We start from the raw sequence: 25,665 nt of genomic DNA on the forward strand, positions 1-25,665 counted from the left end.
TTAGTTTATGAGTTTAAGCGCTGCATCTCAGGTTGAGCTATTGAATCAAAATTTGGCGGATTTGCCGAATGATTTGAATGTATCTTTTGAGTTTTTCCCACCTAATACCGAAAAAATGTACGAGACTTTGTGGTCATCCATTGAGCGTTTAAAAGGTTTGAATCCTAAATTTGTTTCTGTGACTTATGGTGCGAATGCGAGTACTCGTGATCGTACGCATAAAGTTATTCAAGAAATTGTGGATAAAACTTCATTAACTGCTATGCCCCATCTAACATGTATCGATGTGGAGCGCGCAGAGCTTTTAGATATTGCTAATCAATATTGGGATATGGGGATTCGCCATATTTTAGCATTGCGTGGTGATGTGCCAGCTGGGCAGATTAAGCCAGAGATCTATGCGGAAGATCTCGTTGCTTTCTTACGAGCTGTGCATGATTTTGATATCACTGTGGCTGCTTATCCTGAGGTTCATCCTGAGGCAAAAAGTGCTCAAGCTGATTTGGTTGCATTAAAGCGTAAAGTGGATGCAGGTGCATCTCAAGCAATTACACAGTTTTTCTTTGATGTGGATGCTTATTTACGATTCAGAGATCGCTGCGCAACCATTGGGATTGAAGCAGAAATTATTCCTGGCATTTTGCCAGTGACTAATTATCAAACATTATTGAAATTTGCAGAGCCACAAAATATTAAAGTCCCGCATTGGTTGCATAAGCGTTTTGAAGGCTTGGATAATGATCCTTTTACACGCCAATTGTTGGGTGTTAGTGTTGCGATTGATATGGTTAGATTACTGAGAAAAGAAGGTGTTAGAGACTTTCATTTTTATACATTGAATCGCTCAGAGCTAACTTATGCGCTTTGTCATACATTGGGGATTCGCGAAAGTCTTACTAAGGTGTAATGATTTATGAATCTTTCATATTATTAAGTGGGGCGATATTTCTAATATCATTATGAATGGCTATTATGTATAATCGGCCTTCTTATAAAAATTAAATCGTCTAGGTCAACTAAATTGTGTACAAGTTACTGGCAGGAGTTTCTTGATGAGTCATGCAGAATACTTTTGCTTCAAGGGCCAATTGGTCCTTATTTTTTTCAGTTAAGCCAATTTCTTCAAAAGCAAGGAAAGGAAGTTTATAAGCTGAATTTTAATGGTGGGGACGTGTTTTATTACCCGCTTAATGACCTGACTCTTATTTATAATGATAGTGCGGATAATTTCTCTAACTATTTGACTGATTTTGTACAGGAAAATAAAATTGATGCCGTTGTGTGCTTTGGTCACAAACGAATCTATCATGATATTGCCAAAAAAGTTTGCCAAGATTTGGATGGGGTGAATTTTTGGTCTTTTGAAGAAGGGTATTTGAGGCCGCATTATATTACCTTTGAAAAATGGGGGGTGAATAGTGCATCTGTTTTGCCAAGAAGTGCGGAATTTTATCTGGATAATGAGCCAAATATACCTAGTATGAAAGAGCCAAGAGCATTGGTCTCTGGGTTTTTTACAAGATTTTGGTTGGCTATGCATTATTATATGGCAATGTATTTTTGTCGAAATCAATTGAAAAATTATATTCACCATCGTGATTATAGAGTGCTCAATTATATGGCTGCATGGGCAATCTCAGGCTGGCGAAAATGGGCGTATAAACCACGAGAATCGTTATTAGCAAAAAGCATTGAGAATAATGGCTTTCCTGAGTTTTTTATTGTGCCATTACAAGTACATAATGATAGTCAAGTGAAAAGCTTTGGTTGTGTTAAAAATGTCCCTGCATTTATTAGAACTGTATTGCGGTCTTTTGTTAAAGGTGCGGATAAAGATGTTCATATTATCTTTAAACATCATCCTATGGATCGTGGTTTTAATCATTATGGTGCTTTAATTGATAAATTAAGCCGAAAATATGGTGTTGAGGATCGAGTGCATTATGTATTTGATATCCCAATGCCTGTTTTTTTACGTAAAGCAAAAGGCATGGTGGTGATAAATAGTACATCAGGTTTATCAGCTTTATTGCATAATATGCCAGTGAAAGCATCAGGACAGGCACCTTATGATTTTGAAGGATTAACGGATCAGCAGTCTTTAAGTAGGTTTTGGGGTAATCCTCAAAAGCCAGATCCCAAAGTATTTGATGCATATCGATCTTATTTATTATGTAGAACACAATTGAATGCTAATTTTTATATCAGCAATTTAGATGAAGATTTTGTACAATGTGCTCTTTCTGATAAAAAAATTGACGAAATAGTGAAAGAAAAGGAATAAAGTAGTTATGAAGTTGTTTTCATGGAAACGAGTAATTAAAGCTGCATCCCAGCCTCAACGACTTTTTAGCATCGTTGTTATTATTCCTTTTTTATTGTCAGTCATTTATTTCACATTTTTTGCTGTGGATCGTTATGTGAGCAGCGCGCAAGTTGTTGTGAGACAAATTGATAGCCGTGGTTCGCAGGCCGCAGCAGGCTTGGCGATATTAACAGGCGGTATTGATCCTGCATCTCGTGAATATACTTTGTATTTGAAAGAGTACATCGGCTCTTACGATATGTTGAATCATTTAGAAAAATCGATCAATTGGTCAGAGCATTATGCAGCCCAATATCGTGATCCATTTTTCTTTATCGCAGAAGATGCGCTGACAGAAGAAAAGCTGAAGTTCTATAATAAAATGATCACTACGCATTATGATGATATGACGGGGCTATTGCATATCGATGCACAAGCGTTGACGGGTGAGTTTTCTGCGCAAATTGTGCAAGAGATTTTAACAAGAAGTAAGTTTTTCATAAACTCAGTATCTCGTGATATGGCATTAGAGCAATCAGAGTTTGCCAATACAGAATTATTAGCTTCCACTCAGCGTTATCAAGAAAGCAAAGATGAGATGCAAGCGTTCCAAAATCAACATAAATTATTGGATGCAGATGCAACAGCGCAATCCATGCTAGAAATTATTAGCTCATTAGAGTCTGAAATTGCTAAAGAAAATGCACGTTTAAAGGCTTTGGAATCTACATTGGCTAAAAATGCCCCGCAAATTAAGGCATTGAATAATAAAATTTTATCGTTAAAAGAACAGTTGAAGATAGAGAAAAGTAGAATTACAGCAACAACCGATGTCGATGGATCATTCAATGCGATTGCATCTGAGTATCGCCAATTACAAGTGAATATCATCGTGGCAGAAGAGTTTTATAAAACAAGCTTAGCCATTGTGGAAAATGCAAAGCTCGAAGCCATTAAAAATGTGCGTAGCTTAATTGCGGTTGTGAAACCTATCAAACCACAAGAAGCAATTTATCCACAAAAAATTTATAATTTATTAACCATAATCATTATTTTATGTTTATTATATGGCATTTTACGTTTTGTGATTGCATCGATAAGGGATCATTATGAATAAGGTTTTGAATAAGTACCACGCGAAAACGATAACATTAGTCTGTAGTGCTTTGATCTTGAGTGGATGCGGTAGTATTTTTTCTGCGGCAGGTCCTTCTAAATCTTCGATCATTAATGCTTCGGATAAATATGAAGCACAAAATTATACTTTAGTGCCATTATCCGCAGAAACAATTGTGAATTATATGAAGCCAGAAGAAGCTCAATTAAAAGCATCTGTCACGCAATCAACGATTCCTGATACTAAATTAATGTCTGGTGATGTATTGACGGTAATGATTGCAGATAATGCGGAAAATGGTGGGTTATTTGCACCGTTAGCAGGTGGTGGTACGACGTTTGATAAAGTAAGAATTGATGCCCATGGTAAGATTTCCTTACCTTATGTGAATAATCTGAAAATTTCAGGTTTATCACTGACTCAAGCTCAAGAAGCAATTAAAAAAGCCGTTCAAAACTATACAATGGACCCACAAGTTTATATCTCATTAACAAGTGAGTTGGGTGCTTCCGTTTTAGTATCTGGTGATGTAAACAAACCAGGACGTTTTTCTACATTGCAAGGGCCATTGACAGTATTGGATGCAGTGAACCAAGCAGGTGGGCCAAAGCTTGAACCTTACTTAGTGAATGTGATCGTCCGTAATGGTAAAACCGTGCGTAAGTTTAACTATGAAGAGTTATTGAACGGCCAAAACTTTAAATTGGCACCAAACAGCGAAGTGATTTTAGAGCGTGCTCGTAAGCGTTTCGTCGCGATGGGTGCTGTTAAACAATCAGGGCTGCATGATTTTCCTTCGATGAACCCAAGCTTACTGGAAGTATTGGGTAAAATTGGCGGTTTAGATGAAGCAAAAGCAGATGTTCGTGGTGTGTTTATTTTCCGTATGCCAGAGACTACAGCAAAAAATGATAAGCCAAAAGTTTTTCATTTAGATATGCAAAATCCAACCTCTATGTTTTTAGCTAAACAGTTTTTAGTAAAAAATGAAGATGCTGTGTATGTGACTAATGCTGGCGTGTATGAATTCCAGAAGATGATTTCCCCTATCATCCAAGTATTAGTTTTGGGTAACGCAATTAGTAATTAATATGAAATCTAGAAGAACCTCCATTCAGATCATGGCAGATGTGCTATTTGCACTTCTGCTACGAGAGTTCCAAACACGCTTTGGTAGCCGAAGAATGGGGGCATTTTGGATGATATTTGAGCCCATGATACATATTATGGCTATGTTATTTATTTTTACTATCATTAGAGCAAGATCTGTACAAGGTATTGATTATCCTGTTTTTTTATTGGCTGGAATGATTCCCTTTTTTATGATGCGAAATATAGCACAGAAATTAATGGATTCTGTCGGGGCCAATCAAGCTTTATTTGTGTACCCCAATATTAAAATATTGGATACCTATATTGCTCGCACATTAGTTGAAATAATTATTTATAGTTTAATTTATATTATTTTTATTTTTATTTTAGGATATTGGTTTGCTTTAGATGTCAATATTGCACATCCAATTGGTTTTTTATGTGCATTATTGGTAGGTATATTATTTTCATTTGGATTAGGTATCTTATTGAGCATATTAGTGCATGTAGTTCCTAGTTTGAGATCTTTTATTGGCATTATGTTTATGGCTTTTTATTTTTTATCAGGTGTTATATTTCCCTTGTGGATTATCCCTGAAAAATATTTAAACTGGCTTTTATTGAATCCCTATGCCCATATTGTTAGTAATATTAGGGATTCGGCATTTACGCATTATCCAGATATACCTGGTGTGAATATGACGTATCCAACCATTGCAACTATCGTAATATTATTTTGTGCTTTAGGGTTATATAAGGTGCGTAAAGAGAGATTATTGATGAAATGATTGAGATCAGAAAAGTCACAAAGTCATATTTACACCATAAAGGTGGGCGCAAATATATATTTCGAGATTTATCATTCATAATTCCTAGCGGGCGTAATGTTGCAATTATTGGGCGAAATGGCGCAGGTAAATCCACTTTAATGAATCTATTGGCAAAAGTGGATACGCCAGATAGTGGGCGAATTATTACAGATAAGTCTATCTCTTGGCCTGTAGGATTAAGTGGTGGCTTTCAAGGCTCTCTATCTGCTCGTGAGAATGTAAAATTCATTGCGCGCACGCAAGGTTTTAGAGGAAAAGAGCTACAGGAAAAAGTTAAATTTGTCGAAGAGTTCGCAGAGATTAATGAATACTTTGATCTACCCACCAAAACATATTCCTCTGGCATGAAAGGGCGTGTTGCTTTTGGTTTAAGTCTTGCTTTTGATTTTGATTATTACTTAGTGGATGAGGCAATGTCCGTCGGGGATGTTCACTTTAAAACCAAAGCCAGTGATGCATTTAAAGCTAAAGTGGGGCAAGCAAATATTTTATTGGTTACACACGGAATGACACAAGTGCGCACGATGTGTGATTTAGTCATCGTATTAGATAAAGGACAAGCCACATTATATGAAGATGTGGAAGAAGGTATAAAGGTTTACCAGAATTTATAAGTATTAAACAGTTTGATTGAAAATTATTTTAAGGTGGAGAAGTGAAAGTTTTAACAATATTCGGTACCCGTCCCGAAGCTATAAAAATGGCACCATTAGTTAAAGAGTTAGAAAAATTTAGTGGGATAGAATCAAAAGTTTGCGTGACTGCGCAACACAGAGAAATGTTGGATCAGGTACTTTCTTTGTTTAAAATTACCCCTGATTATGATTTAAATATCATGAAGCAAGGGCAGACTTTGGAAGGCATCACTTCCAGTATTTTATTGGGTTTAGCACCTATCTTAAAAGAGTTTGAGCCTGACTATATTTTAGTACATGGTGATACTTCCACAACTTTTGCTGCAAGTTTGGCTGCATTTTATCAGCAGATTGCCATTGGGCACGTTGAAGCTGGTTTAAGAACGTATGATTTGTATTCACCTTGGCCAGAGGAAGGGAATCGTTGTTTAACAGGTGTATTATCTCAATTACATTTTTCCCCAACGAATGAAGCACAAGATAACCTTTTGAGAGAAGGTGTAGATGCAAATAAAGTATTTGTGACGGGTAATACAGTGATTGATGCTTTATTGGAAGTTGTGAATTTATTGGAAGGTGATGAACTAAAAAATGAGATGGAAGCAAAGTTTCCTTTCACTCAAAATAATCAGCCGATGGTGTTGATTACTGCACATCGTCGTGAAAATCATGGGCAAGGTATCAGTAATATCAGCGCTGCGGTGAAAGAGTTATCACAAATGTATCCTGAGATTAATTTTGTGATCCCTATGCACTTGAATCCTAAGGTGCGCAATATTTTTATTCAAGAATTGTGGGATATTTCTAACATCAAATTAATAGAGCCACAGGAGTATTTGCCATTTGTTTATCTAATGTCTAAATCACAATTTATTTTGAGTGATTCTGGCGGTGTGCAAGAAGAAGCGCCATCTTTAGGTAAGCCTGTACTTGTAATGAGGGATACAACAGAGCGCCCAGAAGCAGTAAAGGCTGGAACTGTAATGTTAGTAGGTACCGCAAAGCAAAATATTATTAAATACTGCCAAAAACTATTAGAAGATAAAGATTTTTATTTGCAAATGTCCAGCGCTAAAAATCCGTATGGGGATGGAACTGCCTCGCAAAAAATTGTTCAGTCGTTATTTTTAAGTATGCAATCTACAAAAGGAAATGAGTAATGAGTACACCAACGATCTCTGTTATCGGTTTAGGCTATATCGGCTTGCCAGCTGCGGCAATGTTTGCGTCACAAAAAGTTAAAGTGATTGGCGTGGATGTGAATGAAAAGGCCGTTAATACGATTAATCAGGGGAAAATCCATATTGTAGAGCCAGGCTTGGAAGAATTAGTTCGCGTGGCAGTTGCGGATGGTTTTTTACGTGCGACGACACAGGCAGAAAAAGCGGACGCTTTTGTGATTGCAGTACCAACACCATTTAAAGGTGATTATGAGCCAGATGTTAGCTATATTGAAGCAGTTGCAAAAGCAATCGCGCCAGTATTAGAAAAAGGCAATACAATCATCTTAGAATCTACATCACCTGTGGGCACAACGGATGATATGATCAATTGGTTATCAGCCGCTCGCCCTGATTTAAAATTCCCGAAAGAAGGTGAAACAGGTCAAGATATTTATGTTGCTTATTGCCCAGAGCGTGTATTACCAGGTCAAGTGATCAGAGAGTTAGTAGAGAATGATCGTGTGATTGGTGGTATTACGCCAGAATGTTCTGCTAAGGCGATTGAAGTTTACCGAATTTTTGTGAAAGGTGAATTACCAACAACGAATGCTCGTACTGCGGAAATGGCTAAATTAACAGAAAATGCATTCCGTGATGTGAACATTGCATTTGCGAATGAATTATCATTAATTTCAGATAAATTAGATATCAATGTTTGGGAATTGATTGAGTTATCTAACCGTCATCCTCGTGTGAATATTTTACAACCAGGACCAGGTGTTGGTGGTCACTGTATCGCTGTTGATCCTTGGTTTATCGTGAATAAAACCCCAGATTTGGCAAGAATTGTGCGCACAGCACGTGAAGTGAATGATGGCAAACCACAATGGGTTATCAGTAAGGTACAAGAAGCAGTACAAGAAGTTGTAGCGAAAACAGGTAAAGCAGCTAATGAAGTAAAAGTTGTATGTTATGGCTTAGCATTTAAACCAAATATTGATGATTTACGTGAAAGCCCAGCATTGATGATCACTAATAAACTTGCAGCTTTATATCCTAACCAAGTATTGGCAGTAGAGCCAAATATTGCAAATGATCATTTTGAAACTAAGCAAAGTTTTGAATTGATCTCATATGATGCAGCTAAAGATATTGCCGATGTTGCTGTGATTTTGGTGGACCATAATGAGTTTAAAGCTGGCTTATCATTTAATAATGATGCCGTAATTGTTGATACTAAAGGTATTTGTTAATTTTGATGTAATGGTCATAAATAGCTTTATGACCATTATTATTTATTTTTGTATTTTTTGATTAATCTTAATCGGTATTGAGTAGCTAGAGAATTATGTTTAAAAAAATAATAAGTAAATTTAGAGTAAGGCAGCAAGAGCGAGCATTATGTAAAATCGCACAGACCTCTTTAAGTTTTGATATGTTAGAAGCTCCATTGGCTAGTTTTTCTTCGGTGAAAGATTGGAATGTTAAAATTCCTGAAATAGTTTTTAAGAATATATCATCTGGGACATATGAACTTATAGTAGCTAGTAAAGAAAAACTTGATCAAAAGACCTTTTATGTGTCTTTTGATATTTCTGAAGTTATAAAGGTTGAAAGTAAGCAATTAAGATTATTAAATACAAAATATTCTGAGGATTATGGGATTCATAGCTTTTTTGAAGAAGTTTGTTCACATAATGGAGTTTTTTATGGAAAATTAACACTTAATATCCCTAGGTTTATTAAATATTTGCATGTTGTTTTTCATAATTTTGAAGAAAAATTGGACCAGTTATATTTTGTAAATATTGGTTCTGCTCAATATAAAAATATAAAGCGAGAGTTACTTCAAGGAAAGTCATGTAATTCTGATACTTTAGAATGGAAAAAAATTGAAGTACAATCGGGAGATTATATTGATATTTTAGTATCTTCTAATTATGAAAATACATTGACTGATAATAAAAAAGGTATTTTACTTTGTAAAATATATGATCATGCTGGCAAGGAAATTAAAGAAAATTTTTTAGGTCATATTGGCTATTCCAAAGCGTATGATAGCTTTTTTAAGTATATTCCAAATACTAATTTAAAACAGAAAATCATTTTTAGTTTCCTAGTTGATCAAAGAATCTCATTTATTAAGGTAGCTCAAACAAAATTTAATCTTAAGGATAATGAAAAAGTAACCTTTAATGATTTTATGATTGCAAGCCGTTCACAAGCTCACAGTAATATTTTGGAAGTAAAAGATTTACAGTTATTAAAAAATAAAAAAGAGCTGAAATATACTAAACCAATTAATGGTGGAAGCAAGTTAGAATGCATTGCGAAAATTAAATATAAAAATATAACACTGCGTGATAAAAAAGCATTGTTGTTATTAACGTTTTATGATGAATTCGATAATAAGCTGAATTCCTCTCCTAAAAATTTATTATGGATTGATAAGTTTTCCTCTTATTATAAATATTTACCAGATACATTAAATTCAGAAGTTTTAGTATATGATTATGATATTCCTGAAAATGCTAGGTCAGTTCAAATTGGGCTAACAGGCTTTAATCTTAAAGAGGAAGAGATTGTTATTATTGAAACATTAAAATTACAATATAGAAACCAAGATATACTCTTAAACTCTACAGATATTGATATAGATTCTGAAAAATATATTCCTCCTAGTGCACAAGAATGTGAAATTAGTATAAATGGTTGGAGTGAAAATATTGATAAATCCAAACCTATAATGATGGGAATCATGGATGAGTTTACTCAAGGATGTTTTGGTGCGGATGTTAATCTGATACAGCCTAGAACTGATAATTGGTATGCTTTATCTCAGATATATAATCCAAGTTTAATATTTATTGAAAGTGCTTGGAAAGGAAATTCAGGTAACTGGCAATATAGAGTTAGTCGATATAGTAATAAGCCAGGCAATGAAATCGCACAACTATGTACATTTTTCAAAAATGAATCTATTCCTACAGTATTTTGGAACAAAGAAGATCCTGTACATCATGATCGTTTCATGGACAGTGCATCTTTGGCTGAATATATATTTACTACAGATGAAAATATGATTTCCTCTTATAAATCTAAGACTGGAAATTCAAATGTATATGTTTTACCTTTTGCAGCACAGCCATCATTGCATAAACCCTGTTCACTAATTAATAGAAAAAATAAAAGTTGTTTTGCTGGAAGTTGGTATGGCAATCGACATGCAGAGAGAGGTGAGGTAATAGTTTGGTTATTAGATGCAGCTAAAAAATATGGGCTAGATATTTATGATCGAAACTATTCATTGGGGCATTCTCCTTTTCCTGATAAATATCAACAGCATGTTATTGGCAGTTTACCCTATTTAGAATTATGTGAAGAGTATAAAAAATATAGGGTTTTCTTGAATGTCAATTCTGTGACGAATTCGCCTACTATGTTTTCTCGTAGAGTCTTTGAATTAATGGCTTGTGGAACTCCTATTGTTAGCACCTATTCACAAGGGATTAAAGAATTATTTGAAAGCGATGCAGTTTGGTTGGTTGATAGTAAAAAAGAAGCTTATAAAGCCATAGAAATATTAATGACAGATGACAAGGAGTGGAGAAGAAGAAGTTTATTAGGAATTCGTGAGATTTTTCAGAAGCATACTTATGCACATAGATTAAATTATATTTTCGAAAAAACAGGTGTTGATCAGAATATTTCTGTTGCTCCCAAAGTTTCAATTTTTGTATTTATTAATAATGAAAGTGATATTGTTTTAGCTAATACATTTTGTAAAACACAGGAGTATGGTAATTATGAGTTAATATCAGTGAAATCAGATCAATATGAAGATTATGAGGTTGAAGGGACAAAAAATATTTCTCAACATGAATTGATGGCATATATTTCTGACCATAATAGCGATTTGTATGGGGTCATTTCTCCATATTATGAATATGCTAAATATTATTTAGTAGATCTTACTAATGCGTACATCTATGAACCATTGGCTAATTCATATTCAGTAGAGGCTCAAGAAAAAACATTATCACCATTTGAGTATCATACTTACCAATCTTTAAATGGAACTTTATTAAAAAATAAAAGTGAATTTATGAGCCAAATACGTCGTATGCTTTTAAAGCATAGCTTACAAGCATATAACACATATTTTATAGATAGTGATGAATTGGTAAGAAAAAGTAATTATGTAGGTAAGAGTAATGATTAAAAAAGTATTAGTGTGTTCTAGTCCTGATTTAAACTATATTGATGGTTCTTCTATTTGGGCTCAAACAATTGCTTTAGCATTGGCAAGTCATGAAAATGTTGAAGTAGATTTTATTGCGAAAAGCACACCAGAAAGATTTGAGTTATACCAACCATTGCTAGATAAAAATAATATTAATATTATTGATGGTTCTGATAAAAAATATTGGAAAGGTAAAAGTTTTAAAAGACTGTCACCTGCACAAATGGCTCAGTTAACGAGAGATTTATATCATGAATATAAATATGATGGGATCATTGTTAGAGGCCTAGAAATTGCACAGTCGTTGTTAGATGATCCTTTAGTTTTAAAAAAATGTTGGCTCTATTTAACAGATATTCCTCAAGATATAAGTGAATATAGTGTTGAATTAGTCAGAGTTATGTATGAACTAGCTAATAATGCGCGTTTTATTTTGTGTCAAAGTACAGGTTTTATTAATCTATGGAAAGAACTTGTTCCAAGCATCAGTGTTACAAAATTTAAAATTTACTCTCCTGTTATTCCTGATATTGATAATAGTTTAATAGATATTAATTTAAGAAAATCACAAGTAGTCTATGCCGGAAAATTTAAAAGTGATTGGAAAACTCTAGAAATGGTAAATGCTTGGAATGCAATATCATCTCAAGTTGTGGATAGCCAAATTTTAATGATAGGAGATAAAATTCATCAAGAGAGAAATTATCCTGAATATCATGACCTAATGCTACAAGCTTTACAAAATACAGAAAAGCTACAATGGATGGGGGCTAAAAGCCGAGAAGATGTTCAAGAATTATTGAAACAATCGAGAATTGGGCTATCGTGGCGTTCTGAATCTATGAATGAGACATTAGAATATTCTACTAAAATATTAGAATATGGTGGTGCTGGATGTGCTGCTATTTTGAATAGAAATAGCTTACATGAAAGTTTACTAGGTGCAGATTATCCACTATTTGCAAATTCTGAGGAAGAATTTAGAGAGAAACTATTACTAGCACTGAGAGATGTAAATGTACTAAAACATGCAGCTCATAGATTATATTTATTAGCAAAGAAGCACACGTTTTCAGTAAGAAGCAAAGAATTAGCGATATGGTTGGATGAGGCTATTGAATTAGATGGCAAGGATAGTAATCACCCTATAACAATTCTAGTCGCAGGTCATGATCTTAAATTCTTTAATTTATTACAACAGCGTTTATTAGAAACAGGGAAGTATAAATTTATTATTGATCAATGGCAAGGACACAATAAACATGATGAATTACAAAGCCTAAGATTATTATCTCAAGCTGATATTGTTTTTTGTGAATGGTGTTTGGGGAATCTTGAATGGTATTCAAAGCATAAAAAAGATCACCAAAAATTAATTGCTAGATTTCATGCGCAAGAAAGTAAGTTGCCATATTTAGCTAATTCTAATTTAGACGCTATTGATCATATTTCTTTTGTTAGCAAGCATATACGTGACGAGGCTTTAAATAAGATTCCGAATATCCCTGTGAATAAAACAAGTATCATTCCAAATTATTTGGATGATAAAAAATTTACTCCTTTGAAAAAAATGGGAGATGCTCAATTTGTTCTTGGCATGATTGGTGTAACCCCAAAAGGAAAAAGATTAGATCGAGCAATTGATCTCTTAGAGGCATTATTAGAGAAGGATAGCCGTTATTGTTTACGTATAAAAGGAAAAAACCCTTTAAGTTATGCATGGATTCATAATCGACCAGAGGAAATAGAGTATTACAAGGAAATTTTGCATCGTATAAATAGTAATCCTAATTTACGCTATAAAGTTATTTTTGATCCTGCTGGTGATGATGTTAATCAATGGCTAAGTTTGGTTGGCTATATTTTATCTCCATCAGATGCTGAGTCATTTCACATGGCGATAGGTGAGGGTATATTGACAGGTTGTTATCCTATTATTTGGGATTGGAATGGAGCCAAAGAAATTTGGGGGGATGAATTTATTATTTATAATATAGATTCTGCAGTGAGTAAAATATTAAAGTATTCACATGCGACAGAAAAAGTGTTGAATGTTCCATACCATGTTTCTAAAGAGACAGTTATAAAACAATGGACTGATTGTTTTGGGAGTAGAGATGTATAATTTTTTTGGTATTACATATTTTAGTGTGCTAGTAAGGCATAATGGTAAATTTTTATTGTCTAATGGTTCTTATGATGATTATGTTGAAAATTTATATGCTGATGAAAGGCTTTCTCTCAGAATGGAGATGTTTTCAAAAATTATAGTACCATCTTTATCAAAAATGAATTGTGAAGGCATCGATTATATTCATTTTATTGTATGTTCTCACTCATTACCTTTAAAATATAAGACGCAGCTTATTGAAATTACAAATAAATATAGATTTTTACGTTTAGTAGAAGTAGATTTTTTGAGTGATTTGAATATACGCACTCATATTCTTAAAGAGTTTGAACAGATGTCTGCGCCAAAAAATATTTTTGGATATTTTAGTTTAGATGATGATGATATTCTATCAATAGATTACTTACAAAATATGAAAAAATATTTACAGAAAAGTTTTTTAGGTATGAATATAGTGTTTTCTAAAGGATATACAACTTTTTATGAAAGCAGTAATACATCATTAATATTAAGAGAAGTACGTTTTCCTTTTATAAATATAGGACAAATGAGGATATGTGAGTTTGATGGAGATAAAAGTATTCGTATCCCTAATACAGGTAGTCATATGTTAACTGACTTATCTGTTCCGACGATAATTGATTCTACAAAGCATAATTTTGTATGGTTGCGTCATGCTGTACAGGATACATCTAGTCACTTTAAAAGTTCAGAATATCTTAAGAAAATCATGAATGATTTAAATAAATATCCTATTGTAAATGAAAATATTTCAGATGTGTTTCCTATAGTAGCGAAATATGTAAGTGAAAAAAACACTTTACTTGAGAAGTCATCGTTATTATTGAATAAGAAAGGTATTGATGTTTGTATTTTAGATGAGATAACAAATATAAATCACTGTATTATAAAATACACTTTGTTATCAGAATCCAGTACAGCTAAGCAGGCTTTAATAAAATTTTCTTTTACTCGAGACTTAACAGATAGTGAGATAGTAAAAAGCGGGTTAGTTCTTTCTCGGAATGGTTATTATAGATATTTATCTACAACTAAAGATAAGAATGAAGAAGAGTTTTTAGTTACTATACCATCTGATGTTAGTACAAAAGCTATTACTTTAGTTAAATGGGGAGATAGTGATAGTTATATTGAAAATATAACTATCACTAAATGATTAATTGAAATATGAAAGATATTCTTTTGGTCGCGGACTCTTTAACATTTAATTCTATTAGAAACGAAAGTAAATTAAATTTTAGCAGTATATTTTGTTACGGGGCATTTTTTTTATCATGTAATATATTATTTGTAGAATCAGCCTGGCAAGGTCGTTGGAATCGTTGGAAGTATAAAATAGCTTCTTATCCTGATCATCCTGAACGCAATAATGATAAGCTCAAAAGATTAGTGCAGAAAGCAAAAGATCGTGGGATTCCTACGGTCTTTTGGAATAAGGAAGATGGCGTGCATTTTGATCGCTTTATTGATAGCGCCAAGTTGTTTGATCATGTATTTACTGTAGATTCCACCTGTATTCCGCGTTATAAGGAAGTGATGGGGCAGGATGCATCTATTCATACAATGATGTTTGCAGTGCAGCCGAAATTTCATAGCTTTACAGGATTTAACTTTAAGCATAACCGTGCCAATTTTGTGGGCAGTTATAGCCACCATGTGCATGATATTCGCAGAGAATGGCAGAATCAATTATTTGAGGCAGCCTCTTCTACAGGATTAGGCTTAACGGCTTTTGATCGTAATTCTAAAAGAAAATCAGGGAATTATCGTTATCCCATTTTACCAAATATGGATATTTTACAAGCTGTAAAATACCCAAAAACGGGGCAAATCTATAAGGATTATTTGGTATCGCTCAATGTGAATACGGTGACAGATTCTCCGACGATGTATTCCCGTCGTTTAGTGGAAATTTTAGCTTGTGGTGGCATTGCAGTAACAACGCCCGCATTATCTGTGGATGAAATGTTTGCAGATTACTGCCATGTTGTTCATAGCCCAGAAGAGATGAAAGAGTTATTTGATCGCTTAAAGCATGGGCCAAGTCAGGATGATTTAGAAAGAGCGCGTGCAGGTGCAGAATATGTAGCCAAATATCATACTTGGGAGCATCGACTGAAAGAAATGTCTCGCATCATTGGTTTGGATGATTGATGGCACAGCATTGGCATTACACAGGATTTAAATTATGGTGGCAGCGGGATCGTTGGCTACCATTTTTACATGATTCAAATAATGCGGATGCCAATTATTATATTGGCTGGGGCTATAAAAAAAGTGGCTTACGAGCGTTGAGAAAAAAAGATCATTGCCATCTGTTATTAGAAGATGGCTTCCTACGTTCTGTTGGCTTAGGGATTGATGGACATCCACCATTATCATTAGTGGTGGATGATCTCGGCATTTACTATGATTACAGCAAGCCTTCAAGGTTAGAAGCTTTAATTATGGATGCTGATTCCTTGCAGCCATTATTATCTGATGCAAGTCGGGCGATTGAGTTGATTATTCAAAATCATCTCTCTAAATATAATCATATTTCTACAGCATGGCCTGTGCATTTAATGGTGGATGATACTCGTCAAAATGTATTGATCATTGATCAAACTGCTGGCGATATGGCGCTGAAATATGGCGGCGTTACGGCGGATACATTTGTGGATATGGTGAAAGCTGCCAAAGCTGAAAATCCTGATGCCATATTATGGATCAAGATTCACCCAGATGTATTAACGGGGAAAAAGCAAGGGCATTTAACTGAATATCTCGCGGATGATAATGTGCGAGTATTATCAGAAAATATTAACCCGATCACGTTATTAGAGAAAATGGATAAGGTTTACACCGCAACATCACAAATGGGCTTTGAAGCTTGCATGATGAAAAAGGATGTGGTGGTGTTTGGCGTGCCTTGGTATGCAGGTTGGGGATTAACGGATGATCGCCATGGGGATATTGTGCAGTTAAAAGCTGAAAATAGAAGAAGATCAGCAACATTAACGGAAGTCTTTGCTGCAAGTTATTTGCAATATTGCCGTTATCTGAATCCTTATACGAAAGCGCGTGGTGATATTTTTGATGTGATCCATTATTTGGTGGCTATGCAAAGGCGCACGGAACTGTTATCAGGGGAAATCTGGTGCATTGGTTTGTCATGGTGGAAGCGCAAAATCATGGCGCCATTTTTAACCACGCACAATAATCATGTGAGATTTTTTAAATCTTTGGCGCACATTAAAAAAGCGTATCAGGGGCAATCCGTTAAGATTATGATGTGGGGGCAAAAATACCCAGCCATTCCATTATGGGCAAAAGAGCATAACTTGCCGATATTGCGAATGGAAGATGGCTTCATTCGTTCTGTGGGTTTGGGTTCTAATTTGGTTGCGCCTTTATCTTTGGTGATGGATGATTTAGGGATTTATTTTGATGCTGAATCATCGTCTCGATTAGAAGCTATTTTACAAAATCATAGTTTCAATGATTATGAGATCACACAGGCCAAAGCATTAACGAAAGCGTTGGTGGAAAAAAATATTGGTAAATACAATGTGGGCAATGGTGGCTTGGATCTACCGAATCCGAAGCCATCACAATTGATCTTGATCCCAGGGCAAGTGGAGGATGACGCATCCATTCGTTATGGCTCGCCGCAGTTGAAAAGTAATCTAGATTTAATCAAAGCCGTTAGAGCGCAAAATCCTGAGGCTTATCTGATTTATAAACCTCATCCAGATGTAGTGAGCGGTAATCGCATTGGCAAAACTAAAGATGAAGATGCACTTAAATATGTGGATCAAATCATCACACATGCCAATATTTTGGATTGTATTGAGCAAGTGGATGAAGTGCATACAATGACATCTTTATCAGGCTTTGAGGCGTTATTGCGTGGCAAAAAAGTTGTCTGTTATGGTTTGCCATTTTATGCAGGTTGGGGTTTAACAGTGGATCAATTACATTGTGATCGTCGCAATAGATCATTAATATTGCCAGAATTGGTGGCAGGTGCGATGTTGTTGTATCCGACATATATTGATCCTGAAACCAAGCAAGTGGTGGATGCTATGGAAGCATTACGCATTTTAGATGAACAACGTAAAAATCGTGCGCAATCGATAGAATCCAATTATTTGAAGCGTAAGGCCAATCAAGTTAAAGCTTTGGTGAAAGTTTTAGTGAAATAATCTTGGGTTGAATCATCTTTGGAATCATATTATCTTAAATCATTATAAATAAAAGGAGGCTTAGGATGATTATGACAAAAAAGAGAATTTTATTGCTTGCTGGGGATTATGTAGAAGATTATGAAATTATGGTGCCATTTCAGGCATTGACGATGTTAGGTTATGAAGTTCATGCCGTTTGCCCAGATAAAACTGTAGGTGATCAAGTCTTAACGGCGATTCATGATTTTGAAGGTGCGCAAACATACAGTGAAAAACCTGGGCATAATTTTACATTGAACTATGATTTTTATGATGTGGATGTTGCCAATTATGTGGGTTTAGTCATTCCAGGTGGTAGAGCACCAGAATATCTTCGTTTGAATGAGCAAGTTTTGGCGGTTGTTCGTGCATTTGATGCAGAGAAAAAACCGATCGCAGCAGTTTGTCATGGTCCGCAAATATTGGTGGCAGCGGGCGTGATTAAAGATCAAAAAGTCAGTGCGTATCCTGCTTGTGGTCCAGAAGTGACTTTAGCAGGTGGCAAATATAGTGACATTCCTGTGGATGGTGTTGAAGTGAGCGGTCATTTAGTGACAGCGCCAGCATGGCCAGCACATCCAGCTTGGTTGGCTGCATTTGTGGAGTTATTGGGCGCTAAAATTACTTTATAAATATTTTATAAATATGAATAAAAATAGCCTCGCTTTGCGAGGCTAATGATTCTGATAATATTATTTTTTAGCAAATGCATCCATGCCATCGTAACGATCAAAATGGATATCATCGCTCACTAAGTAATCATAGATTTCTTCAACGATTGGAATGCCAGCTGCTTGGTATTTCTCAAATGTAGCATCACTTCTTTCACCAGGATATTGTACTTTGCTAAAGCCTTCAGCAGGTTTCATGCCATGGATTTCACCCACCATTTTCTCGATTGTGCCATAGAAAGATTCTAAGCCAGCAAAGAATTCTGGGTTCAATACAATGTGGATTTGACCTAATTCACGGCCAGCAGATAGATCAGCATACATAGAAGAAACTGAACCGCCAGAAGGTTGGCCAAGTAATGCGCCACATAAAATATCCACCATCATCATCAAGCCTGAACCTTTCGCGCCTGCGATTGGTACTAAGCCAGCAACTGCGTTTGGATCAGTTGTTGGTGCGCCGTTAGAATCTACAGCCCAATCCGCGGGGATTGCTTTGCCTTTAGCGCGTGAATCCAGGATTTTGCCCCAAGCGCCAACTGTTGTTGCCATATCAAAAATGATGGGTGCGCCATCTTTACGTGGTGCACCGAACGCGATTGGGTTTGTACCAAAGTAAGGTTCAGCACCGCCATATAACACAACCATTGGATCAGATTGGCACATGGAGATCATGATCAAACCTTGTTCTGTTGCTTGGCGCACAAAATAAGATAAAGTACCACAATGACCTAAGCGCTTCATGCCAACAACGCCAACGCCAGTTGCTTTTGCAAGCTCAATGGCTTTGTCTGTGCCGAGTTGTGCAATGTAATGACCAACCGCATTATCGCCATCTAAAATGCCAATGCTTGCAGATTTTTGATCAAAGGTAATGTTAGGATTAGGATTGCTACCGCCTTTATTGATGCGCTCTGAGTAATATTCTACACGCACAGCGCCATGGGAATGAACGCCACGAGAATCTGCATAAGCTAAATGGTCAGCAACAGCTTCTGCATGAACTTCAGGTAAGCCTGCTTTCATGAATTTATTTTTCATGAGAGATTTTAATTCTTCAAATGTTACGAGCTTCATTTTTTCTTCAGACATAATTTCTTCCTTTGAAAGATTGCTGTTAAAAATTCAATTCAGTATAGCCATAAATCGGGTACTTAGGATATGTTATTCCTATGCTTATCACAGGTTGTATGAAAAATTGATCCAATGTGAATCTTTTATCAAAGATAATAAATATATTTTTTCTGCTTGACGAATGTATAAAATCTATCTATGTTAATTCGTATGAAAACGAATGTAATGAACAAATCTCTACTACGACTTATTCTGCTGTAATCGCAAAGATTGCAGCCTTCGCTGTGCTTGGGGCACAGAAATTATTTGAATAAGAAACGAGAAGAGATTTTTTATGTTTATTGCACACAATCACCAAAATTCCAAAAAATGTATGTTGAATCGCAATCATAAGCGCTGGTTTGTGTGGCGTTATGCGCTATTGCTGCGATGATCATTTAAAAATAATCAGTGCATTAACATATATTTGAAACATAAAAATTTAATTCAGCAGGGAATAGAGGAAAACATCATGATTCAGAATCCAGAAAATAAATATCAAGCATTTCCACCATTGAAATTGAAAGATCGTACTTGGCCAGATCAAGTGATTGATAAAGCGCCACGTTGGTTATCATCAGATTTGCGTGATGGTAATCAGGCTTTGATCGAGCCAATGAATATTGAGCAAAAATTAAGAATGTTTGATTTGTTGATCGAATGTGGCTTTAAAGAAATTGAGGTGGCTTTCCCATCAGCTTCGGATACTGAATTTACATTTGTGCGCCGCTTGATCGAAGAAAATCGTATTCCTGAAGATGTGACAATCCAAGTATTGACGCAATCTCGTGAAGATTTAGTGGTGCGTACATTTGAAGCATTGAAAGGCTGTAAACAAGCAATTGTGCATATCTATAACGCAACATCACCAACATTCCGCCGTGTTGTGTTCAATAAAACAAAAGAAGAAGTGAAAGCATTGGCTGTATTTGGTATGAACTTAGCGGTTGAAGAGGCGAAGAAATACCCTGAAACAGATTGGACATTTGAATATTCACCAGAAATTTTTACAGATACTGAAATGGAATTTGCCGTCGAAGTCTGTGAAGCGGTCGTGGAAGTGGTCAAACCAACGCCAGAAAAACCAGTGATTTTCAACTTGCCTGCAACCGTAGAAGTGGCAACGCCAAATGTTTATGCGGATCAAATCGAATATTTCTGCCGCAACATCAGTTGTCGTGATAGCGTAATTGTGAGCTTGCATACGCACAATGATCGTGGTTGTGCTGTGGCAGCAACAGAATTGGGATTAATGGCGGGCGGTGATCGTGTCGAAGGCTGTTTATTTGGTCATGGTGAGCGCACAGGTAATGTGGATTTAATCACAATGGCATTGAATATGTACACGCAAGGTTTAGATCCAAAATTGAATTTCTCACAAATCAATAAAGTTGTGCGTGAAGTGGAATATTGTACAGCGATCAAAGTGCATCCTCGTCATCCTTATGCAGGTGAGTTAGTATTTACAGCATTCTCTGGCTCGCACCAAGATGCGATTCGTAAAGGCTTATCTGACATTAAAAATCATCCTGATCAAATGTGGAAAGTACCATATTTGCCGATTGATCCAATCGATGTTGGTCGTTCTTATGAAGCCGTGATTCGTGTGAATAGTCAATCAGGCAAAGGCGGCATAGCATACTTGTTGGAAGAAGATCATGGCATTAATATGCCGCGCCGATTACAGATCGAATTCAGCCGTGTTGTACAGAATGAAGCAGATACAAAAGGCATTGAAGTAACATCGCCGATGATCTTTGATTTATTTAACCGTGAATTCTTAACCAAGGGCTCTGTTTCTATTGAGCAGCCAATCAATATTGTGGAAGATGAAAGTGGTCACACAGAGATCACTGTGGCAATTCATACGCCAACACAAAAATATGCAGCCAAAGGACAAGGCAACGGTCCCATTGCAGCATTGGTGAATGCCTTGAATACAACTTTAAATATTAATGTGGATGTTGTGAGCTATCACGAGCATGCAAGAAGCCAAGGATCAAAAGCAGAAGCGGTTGCATTTGTGGAGATGCAAGTGGAAGCAAAAACATTATTTGGCGTTGCAATTCATGCAAATACAGCAAGAGCATCCATTGATGCTGTGATCTCTGCATTGAATCGTGCAATCACAAAAGGCTTAGTTGAAGTAAAATAATCCTAGATTCTTACTGTAGAGTTGATAAAATAGCGAAGTCCATCAGTTACAGGATGGACTTTTTTGTTATATGGGTTGTATTCGGTGGCTATCACGTTTCGAATACAAGAGTACAATATGTATTGTCTTAGGATGAAAAATCCTCGGACTCACCATTTCTTTGAGAGAATTCAATATGAGCTATTTATTTACATCAGAATCTGTGTCAGAAGGACATCCAGATAAAATTGCCGATCAAATTTCAGATGCAGTTTTGGATGCAATTATCGAGAAAGATCGTCATGCGCGCGTTGCGTGTGAAACATTGGTTAAAACAGGTGCTGCAATCATTGCAGGTGAAATTACAACAAGTGCTTGGGTGGATCTAGAGGACTTAGTGCGTAATGTTATCACTGGCATTGGTTATAACTCTTCAGATGTGGGTTTTGATGGGGCGACTTGTGCAATCATTAATATGATTGGTAAACAGAGCGTAGATATTGCTCAAGGTGTTGATCGTTCTAAGCCAGAAGATCAAGGTGCAGGTGACCAAGGTTTAATGTTTGGTTATGCATCGAATGAAACTGATGTTTTAATGCCAGCACCGATTACATATGCGCATCGCTTAGTAGAGCGTCAATCAGAAGTGCGTAAATCAGGCTTGTTGCCATGGTTAAGACCAGATGCAAAGAGCCAAATTACATTTGCGTATGACAATGATGGCAAAATCCAAGGTATTGATGCAATCGTTCTATCCACTCAGCATAATCCTGATGTTTCTCAAAAGGATTTAAAAGAAGCTGTGATGGAGTTGATCATTAAGCATGTGATTCCTAAAGAGTGGATTACAGAAAACACTAAATTCCATATCAACCCAACAGGTAACTTCGTGATCGGTGGTCCAGTCGGTGACTGTGGTTTAACTGGTCGTAAAATCATCGTGGATACATACGGTGGGATGGCTCGTCATGGCGGCGGTGCTTTCTCAGGTAAAGATCCATCAAAAGTTGATCGTTCAGCAGCTTATGCTGGTCGTTATGTTGCAAAAAATATCGTTGCAGCAGGATTGGCGGATAAATGTGAAATTCAGGTTTCTTACGCAATTGGTGTTGCAGAACCAACATCTATCTCCATCACAACTTTTGGCACAAACAAAATTCCAGAAGCAGAAATCGAGCGTTTAGTGCGTGCGCATTTTGACTTACGTCCTTATGCAATTACGACAATGTTGGATATGTTGCACCCAATTTATCAGCCAACGGCTGCTTATGGTCACTTTGGTCGTGATCCATACGAAATTACTTATCAAAACTCTGATAATGTAGAGACAAAAGCAACGGCATTTAGTTGGGAAAAAACGGATAAAGCTGAAGTTTTACGAAGCGAAGCAAAACTATAACTTGACTTTTTCTTATAAAAAGATAAAATTTTCGTTTATTTTTTGCGTTAAAGAATATATTTAAGGATTCATTATGAAACGTACATTTCAACCAAGCGTAATCAAAAGAGCACGTGACCACGGTTTCCGTGCACGTATGGCAACTAAAAATGGCCGTAAAGTATTAAACCGCCGTCGCGCTCGCGGTCGTGCTAGATTGTCTGCATAATCATTTGATTATTGCTAAAAAGGCGCTATTAAAGCGCCTTTTTACATTTTAGAGAGATAATCTTGATGCAATACAGTTTTACGAGAGAACAGCGTTTATTAACGTCAAAAGATTTTGGTAATGTTTTTGACAAACCCTCACGATTGTCAGATCGTTTTTTTACAATTTTGGTGAAAAAGCAAATGGTGCCAATGCAAGCTAGACTCGGTCTTGCCATTGCTAAGAAAAATTTAAAAAGAGCACATGATCGAAATCTTGTAAAGCGCATTGTGCGTGAGTCTTTTAGATTAAATCAGGAAAAATTGATAGGGTATGACATAGTAGTGCTTGTCAAAGGGAACGTTTCCTTAGATAATCGTGAGCTGTTACATCAATCATTGAAACAACATTGGGAGAAAATAGAAAAGTTGTGAAGACGATTTTAATTGGCTTAATTAAAATGTATCAACTCTTTTTGAGTCCGTGGGTTGGGCAGCAATGCCGCTTTACGCCTTCGTGCTCAAATTATTCTATTGAGGCCATTCGTAAGTATGGTGCCATTAAAGGTTGTTGGCTGACATTCAGGCGTTTAATTCGTTGTCATCCTTTTTGCGATGGTGGTGAAGATCCTGTTCCGTAGAAGCATTTTTGTTAATTTTTGAGTTTAAAGATATTACTATGCAAAATAATCGATTAATACTCTGGGCAGTCTTTGGGTTGCTTGCCTTTATGATTTTTAGTAAATGGCAAACGGCAAATTTACCCCCAGTGCCTCAGACGACAGAAACTGCACAAGTTTCTGCAACTTCTTCCACTACAGCAAATAGCTCTGTGCCAACAATTGGTACATCTAATATGCCAAGTAGCGTGGGATCAACACAAATTGATGCAACTAAAACAATTACAGTGACGACGGATGTTCTATCTGTCGAATTATCACCAATGGGTGGTGATATCATCAGCGTTGAATTGTTGAAATATTCTGAAAGCTTGGAAGCGAAAGATCAGCCATTTGAATTGTTATCTTCAAGTAATAATCGTTTATTTGTTAGCCAAACGGGTTTAGCGGGCCCTAAAGATAATCAGCAGGCAAATTTCTCTCATGAAGTTGGCCCTTTTGTTGCATCTGAGGCGAGTTATCAATTAGTTGATGGCCAAGAATCTTTAGTTGTGCCATTAACTTATACTGATGCAACAACAGGCTCAGTATTGACTAAAACGTATACTTTCACTAAAGGTCGTTATGACGTTGGTTTTGAACAGACAATTACCAATCATTCATCGATGCCTTGGGTTGGTGGTAGTTATGTTGCATTAGTTCAAAAAGATCCTATGATCAGTGGGCATTTGATGGGTGCTTCCAGTTATACAGGCCCTGTATTCTCAATGGGTGAAGAAGCTTATACAAAAGTGCCATTTGATAAGACAAGCAATGAAGGTGTTGTTGTCAATGGAACGCAAGGTTGGGGTGCGATGATTCAGCAGTACTTTACGTCTGCATGGTTATCTTTGAATGATCGACCAACAGCTGTAAAAGTTGCAAAAGATCCTAACATTAATGGTGCGGCTTTTGTTCTTTTGAATGATACACAAGGTGTAACAGTACAACCTGGTGCTACACATAGCTTTGCAAATAAGTTATACATTGGTCCTAAGATTAAACAAGATTTAGTCAATGCTGGTGAATATACTTATGTGAATGGAAAAGGCGAACAAGAAAAAGGTAATGCGAAGCTGGAGTTAACTTTGGATTATGGCTGGTTCAGTCCTATTTCTGCACTGATGTTATGGGTACTAGAATTTTTCCATGGCATCGTGGGTAACTGGGGTTGGTCAATTGTATTGTTAACATTTGCGGTTAAATTACTTTTATATCCTTTCTCAGAAAAAGGTTATCGCTCAATGGCAAAAATGCGCCATTTGGCACCAGAAATGCAGCGCTTAAAAGAGTTGTATGGTAGTGACAGACAAAAGATTGGTCAGGAAACTTTAGCGCTTTATCGTAAAGAGAAAGTGAACCCAATGGGTGGTTGTTGGCCAATGTTGATCCAGATCCCAATCTTTATTGCATTGTTCTGGATGTTGCAAGAAAGTGTTCAATTGCGTCAAGCGCCATGGATTTTATGGATTCACGACTTGGCGATTATGGATCCTTACTTCGTTTTACCGATCATTATGTGTGCGACAATGTTTGTTCAACAAATGTTTAATCCACCGCCACCAGATCCAATGCAAGCTAAAATCATGAAATTCATGCCTTTAGTATTCGGTTTCATGTTCTTGTGGTTTGCATCAGGTATCGTTTTATACTGGATCGTGAACAACTTGTTAACAATCCTACAGCAGTGGTTAATTAATCGTCGTATCGCAGCTGCAGAAAAGAAAGCAAAAGCATAATTATATTGAATCTTTGTTT

The 25,665-nt window shown here is 36.1% G+C and carries 21 protein-coding genes; 20 read left to right on the top strand and 1 reads right to left on the bottom strand.

Features of this window, described 5'->3' with window-relative positions; genetic code table 11:
* Positions 1-7 precede the first annotated feature (7 nt).
* From metF to ACA100_RS05770, 14 genes are all read left to right on the top strand, one after another.
* Entirely contained in the window at positions 8-907 is a 900-nt protein-coding gene (metF, locus tag ACA100_RS05705) for a methylenetetrahydrofolate reductase (RefSeq protein ID WP_481079003.1), read from the top strand.
* Positions 908-1,021: 114 nt separating this feature from the next.
* Positions 1,022-2,284, top strand: coding sequence for a capsule biosynthesis protein (locus ACA100_RS05710; RefSeq protein WP_481079004.1), 1,263 nt, complete (start codon positions 1,022-1,024; stop codon positions 2,282-2,284).
* Between the two features lie 7 nt (positions 2,285-2,291).
* Positions 2,292-3,422 (top strand): KpsE/RkpR family capsule polysaccharide export protein, encoded by a 1,131-nt coding sequence (locus ACA100_RS05715; protein WP_481079005.1) that lies wholly within the window; start codon positions 2,292-2,294, stop codon positions 3,420-3,422.
* Entirely contained in the window at positions 3,415-4,512 is a 1,098-nt protein-coding gene (locus tag ACA100_RS05720) for a polysaccharide biosynthesis/export family protein (protein ID WP_481079006.1), read from the top strand. Before ACA100_RS05715 ends, ACA100_RS05720 begins: the two co-directional genes overlap by 8 nt.
* 1 nt (position 4,513) lies before the next feature.
* Positions 4,514-5,302 (top strand): ABC transporter permease, encoded by a 789-nt coding sequence (locus tag ACA100_RS05725; protein ID WP_481079007.1) that lies wholly within the window; start codon positions 4,514-4,516, stop codon positions 5,300-5,302.
* Positions 5,299-5,958: an ABC transporter ATP-binding protein gene (locus ACA100_RS05730; RefSeq protein ID WP_481079008.1), complete on the top strand. Its 660-nt coding sequence runs from the start codon at positions 5,299-5,301 to the stop codon at positions 5,956-5,958. Before ACA100_RS05725 ends, ACA100_RS05730 begins: the two co-directional genes overlap by 4 nt.
* Positions 5,959-5,999: 41 nt before the next feature.
* Positions 6,000-7,139 (top strand): non-hydrolyzing UDP-N-acetylglucosamine 2-epimerase, encoded by a 1,140-nt coding sequence (gene wecB / locus ACA100_RS05735; protein ID WP_481079009.1) that lies wholly within the window; start codon positions 6,000-6,002, stop codon positions 7,137-7,139.
* Positions 7,139-8,395, top strand: a complete 1,257-nt coding sequence (wecC, locus tag ACA100_RS05740) for a UDP-N-acetyl-D-mannosamine dehydrogenase (protein ID WP_481079010.1) — start codon at positions 7,139-7,141, stop codon at positions 8,393-8,395. Before wecB ends, wecC begins: the two co-directional genes overlap by 1 nt.
* A 95-nt stretch (positions 8,396-8,490) precedes the next feature.
* Complete coding sequence (locus tag ACA100_RS05745) at positions 8,491-11,364, top strand: CgeB family protein (protein WP_481079011.1); 2,874 nt, start codon at positions 8,491-8,493, stop codon at positions 11,362-11,364.
* Complete coding sequence (locus tag ACA100_RS05750; protein ID WP_481079012.1) at positions 11,357-13,510, top strand: glycosyltransferase family protein; 2,154 nt, start codon at positions 11,357-11,359, stop codon at positions 13,508-13,510. Before ACA100_RS05745 ends, ACA100_RS05750 begins: the two co-directional genes overlap by 8 nt.
* On the top strand, positions 13,503-14,693 hold the full coding sequence (locus ACA100_RS05755) for a glycosyltransferase (RefSeq protein WP_481079013.1): 1,191 nt from the start codon (positions 13,503-13,505) through the stop codon (positions 14,691-14,693). The genes ACA100_RS05750 and ACA100_RS05755 overlap by 8 nt, the downstream gene beginning before the upstream one ends.
* 11 nt (positions 14,694-14,704) lie before the next feature.
* On the top strand, positions 14,705-15,691 hold the full coding sequence (locus ACA100_RS05760; RefSeq protein ID WP_481079014.1) for a CgeB family protein: 987 nt from the start codon (positions 14,705-14,707) through the stop codon (positions 15,689-15,691).
* A complete protein-coding gene (locus tag ACA100_RS05765; protein WP_481079015.1) occupies positions 15,691-17,724 on the top strand; it encodes a capsular polysaccharide biosynthesis protein in 2,034 nt (677 codons plus the stop codon). The genes ACA100_RS05760 and ACA100_RS05765 overlap by 1 nt, the downstream gene beginning before the upstream one ends.
* Positions 17,725-17,795: 71 nt before the next feature.
* Positions 17,796-18,377 carry a DJ-1/PfpI family protein gene (locus ACA100_RS05770; RefSeq protein WP_481079016.1) on the top strand — a complete coding sequence of 194 codons (582 nt, stop codon included), beginning with the start codon at positions 17,796-17,798 and terminating at the stop codon, positions 18,375-18,377.
* Between the two features lie 60 nt (positions 18,378-18,437).
* Here ACA100_RS05770 and allD read toward each other — a convergent pair whose 3' ends face one another.
* The gene (gene allD, locus ACA100_RS05775) at positions 18,438-19,508 is read right to left on the bottom strand and encodes an ureidoglycolate dehydrogenase (protein ID WP_481079017.1); all 1,071 of its coding nucleotides are present in this window, start codon (positions 19,506-19,508) and stop codon (positions 18,438-18,440) included.
* A 493-nt stretch (positions 19,509-20,001) separates the two neighbouring features.
* On the opposite strand from allD, the gene leuA reads away from it, so the two are divergent.
* The 6 genes from leuA (at position 20,002) to yidC (ending at position 25,646) form a co-directional block, all read left to right on the top strand.
* On the top strand, positions 20,002-21,684 hold the full coding sequence (gene leuA / locus ACA100_RS05780; RefSeq protein WP_481079018.1) for a 2-isopropylmalate synthase: 1,683 nt from the start codon (positions 20,002-20,004) through the stop codon (positions 21,682-21,684).
* Between the two features lie 175 nt (positions 21,685-21,859).
* Positions 21,860-23,062 carry a methionine adenosyltransferase gene (gene metK / locus ACA100_RS05785; RefSeq protein ID WP_481079019.1) on the top strand — a complete coding sequence of 401 codons (1,203 nt, stop codon included), beginning with the start codon at positions 21,860-21,862 and terminating at the stop codon, positions 23,060-23,062.
* Between the two features lie 73 nt (positions 23,063-23,135).
* Entirely contained in the window at positions 23,136-23,270 is a 135-nt protein-coding gene (gene rpmH, locus ACA100_RS05790) for a 50S ribosomal protein L34 (RefSeq protein ID WP_481079020.1), read from the top strand.
* Positions 23,271-23,332: 62 nt separating this feature from the next.
* The gene (rnpA, locus tag ACA100_RS05795; RefSeq protein ID WP_481079021.1) at positions 23,333-23,683 is read left to right on the top strand and encodes a ribonuclease P protein component; all 351 of its coding nucleotides are present in this window, start codon (positions 23,333-23,335) and stop codon (positions 23,681-23,683) included.
* Positions 23,680-23,889 (top strand): membrane protein insertion efficiency factor YidD, encoded by a 210-nt coding sequence (gene yidD / locus ACA100_RS05800; RefSeq protein WP_481079022.1) that lies wholly within the window; start codon positions 23,680-23,682, stop codon positions 23,887-23,889. The genes rnpA and yidD overlap by 4 nt, the downstream gene beginning before the upstream one ends.
* Before the next feature lie 38 nt (positions 23,890-23,927).
* Complete coding sequence (gene yidC, locus ACA100_RS05805) at positions 23,928-25,646, top strand: membrane protein insertase YidC (RefSeq protein ID WP_481079023.1); 1,719 nt, start codon at positions 23,928-23,930, stop codon at positions 25,644-25,646.
* Positions 25,647-25,665 lie beyond the last annotated feature (19 nt).

This window comes from Wohlfahrtiimonas sp. XWW7 (assembly GCF_056716055.1).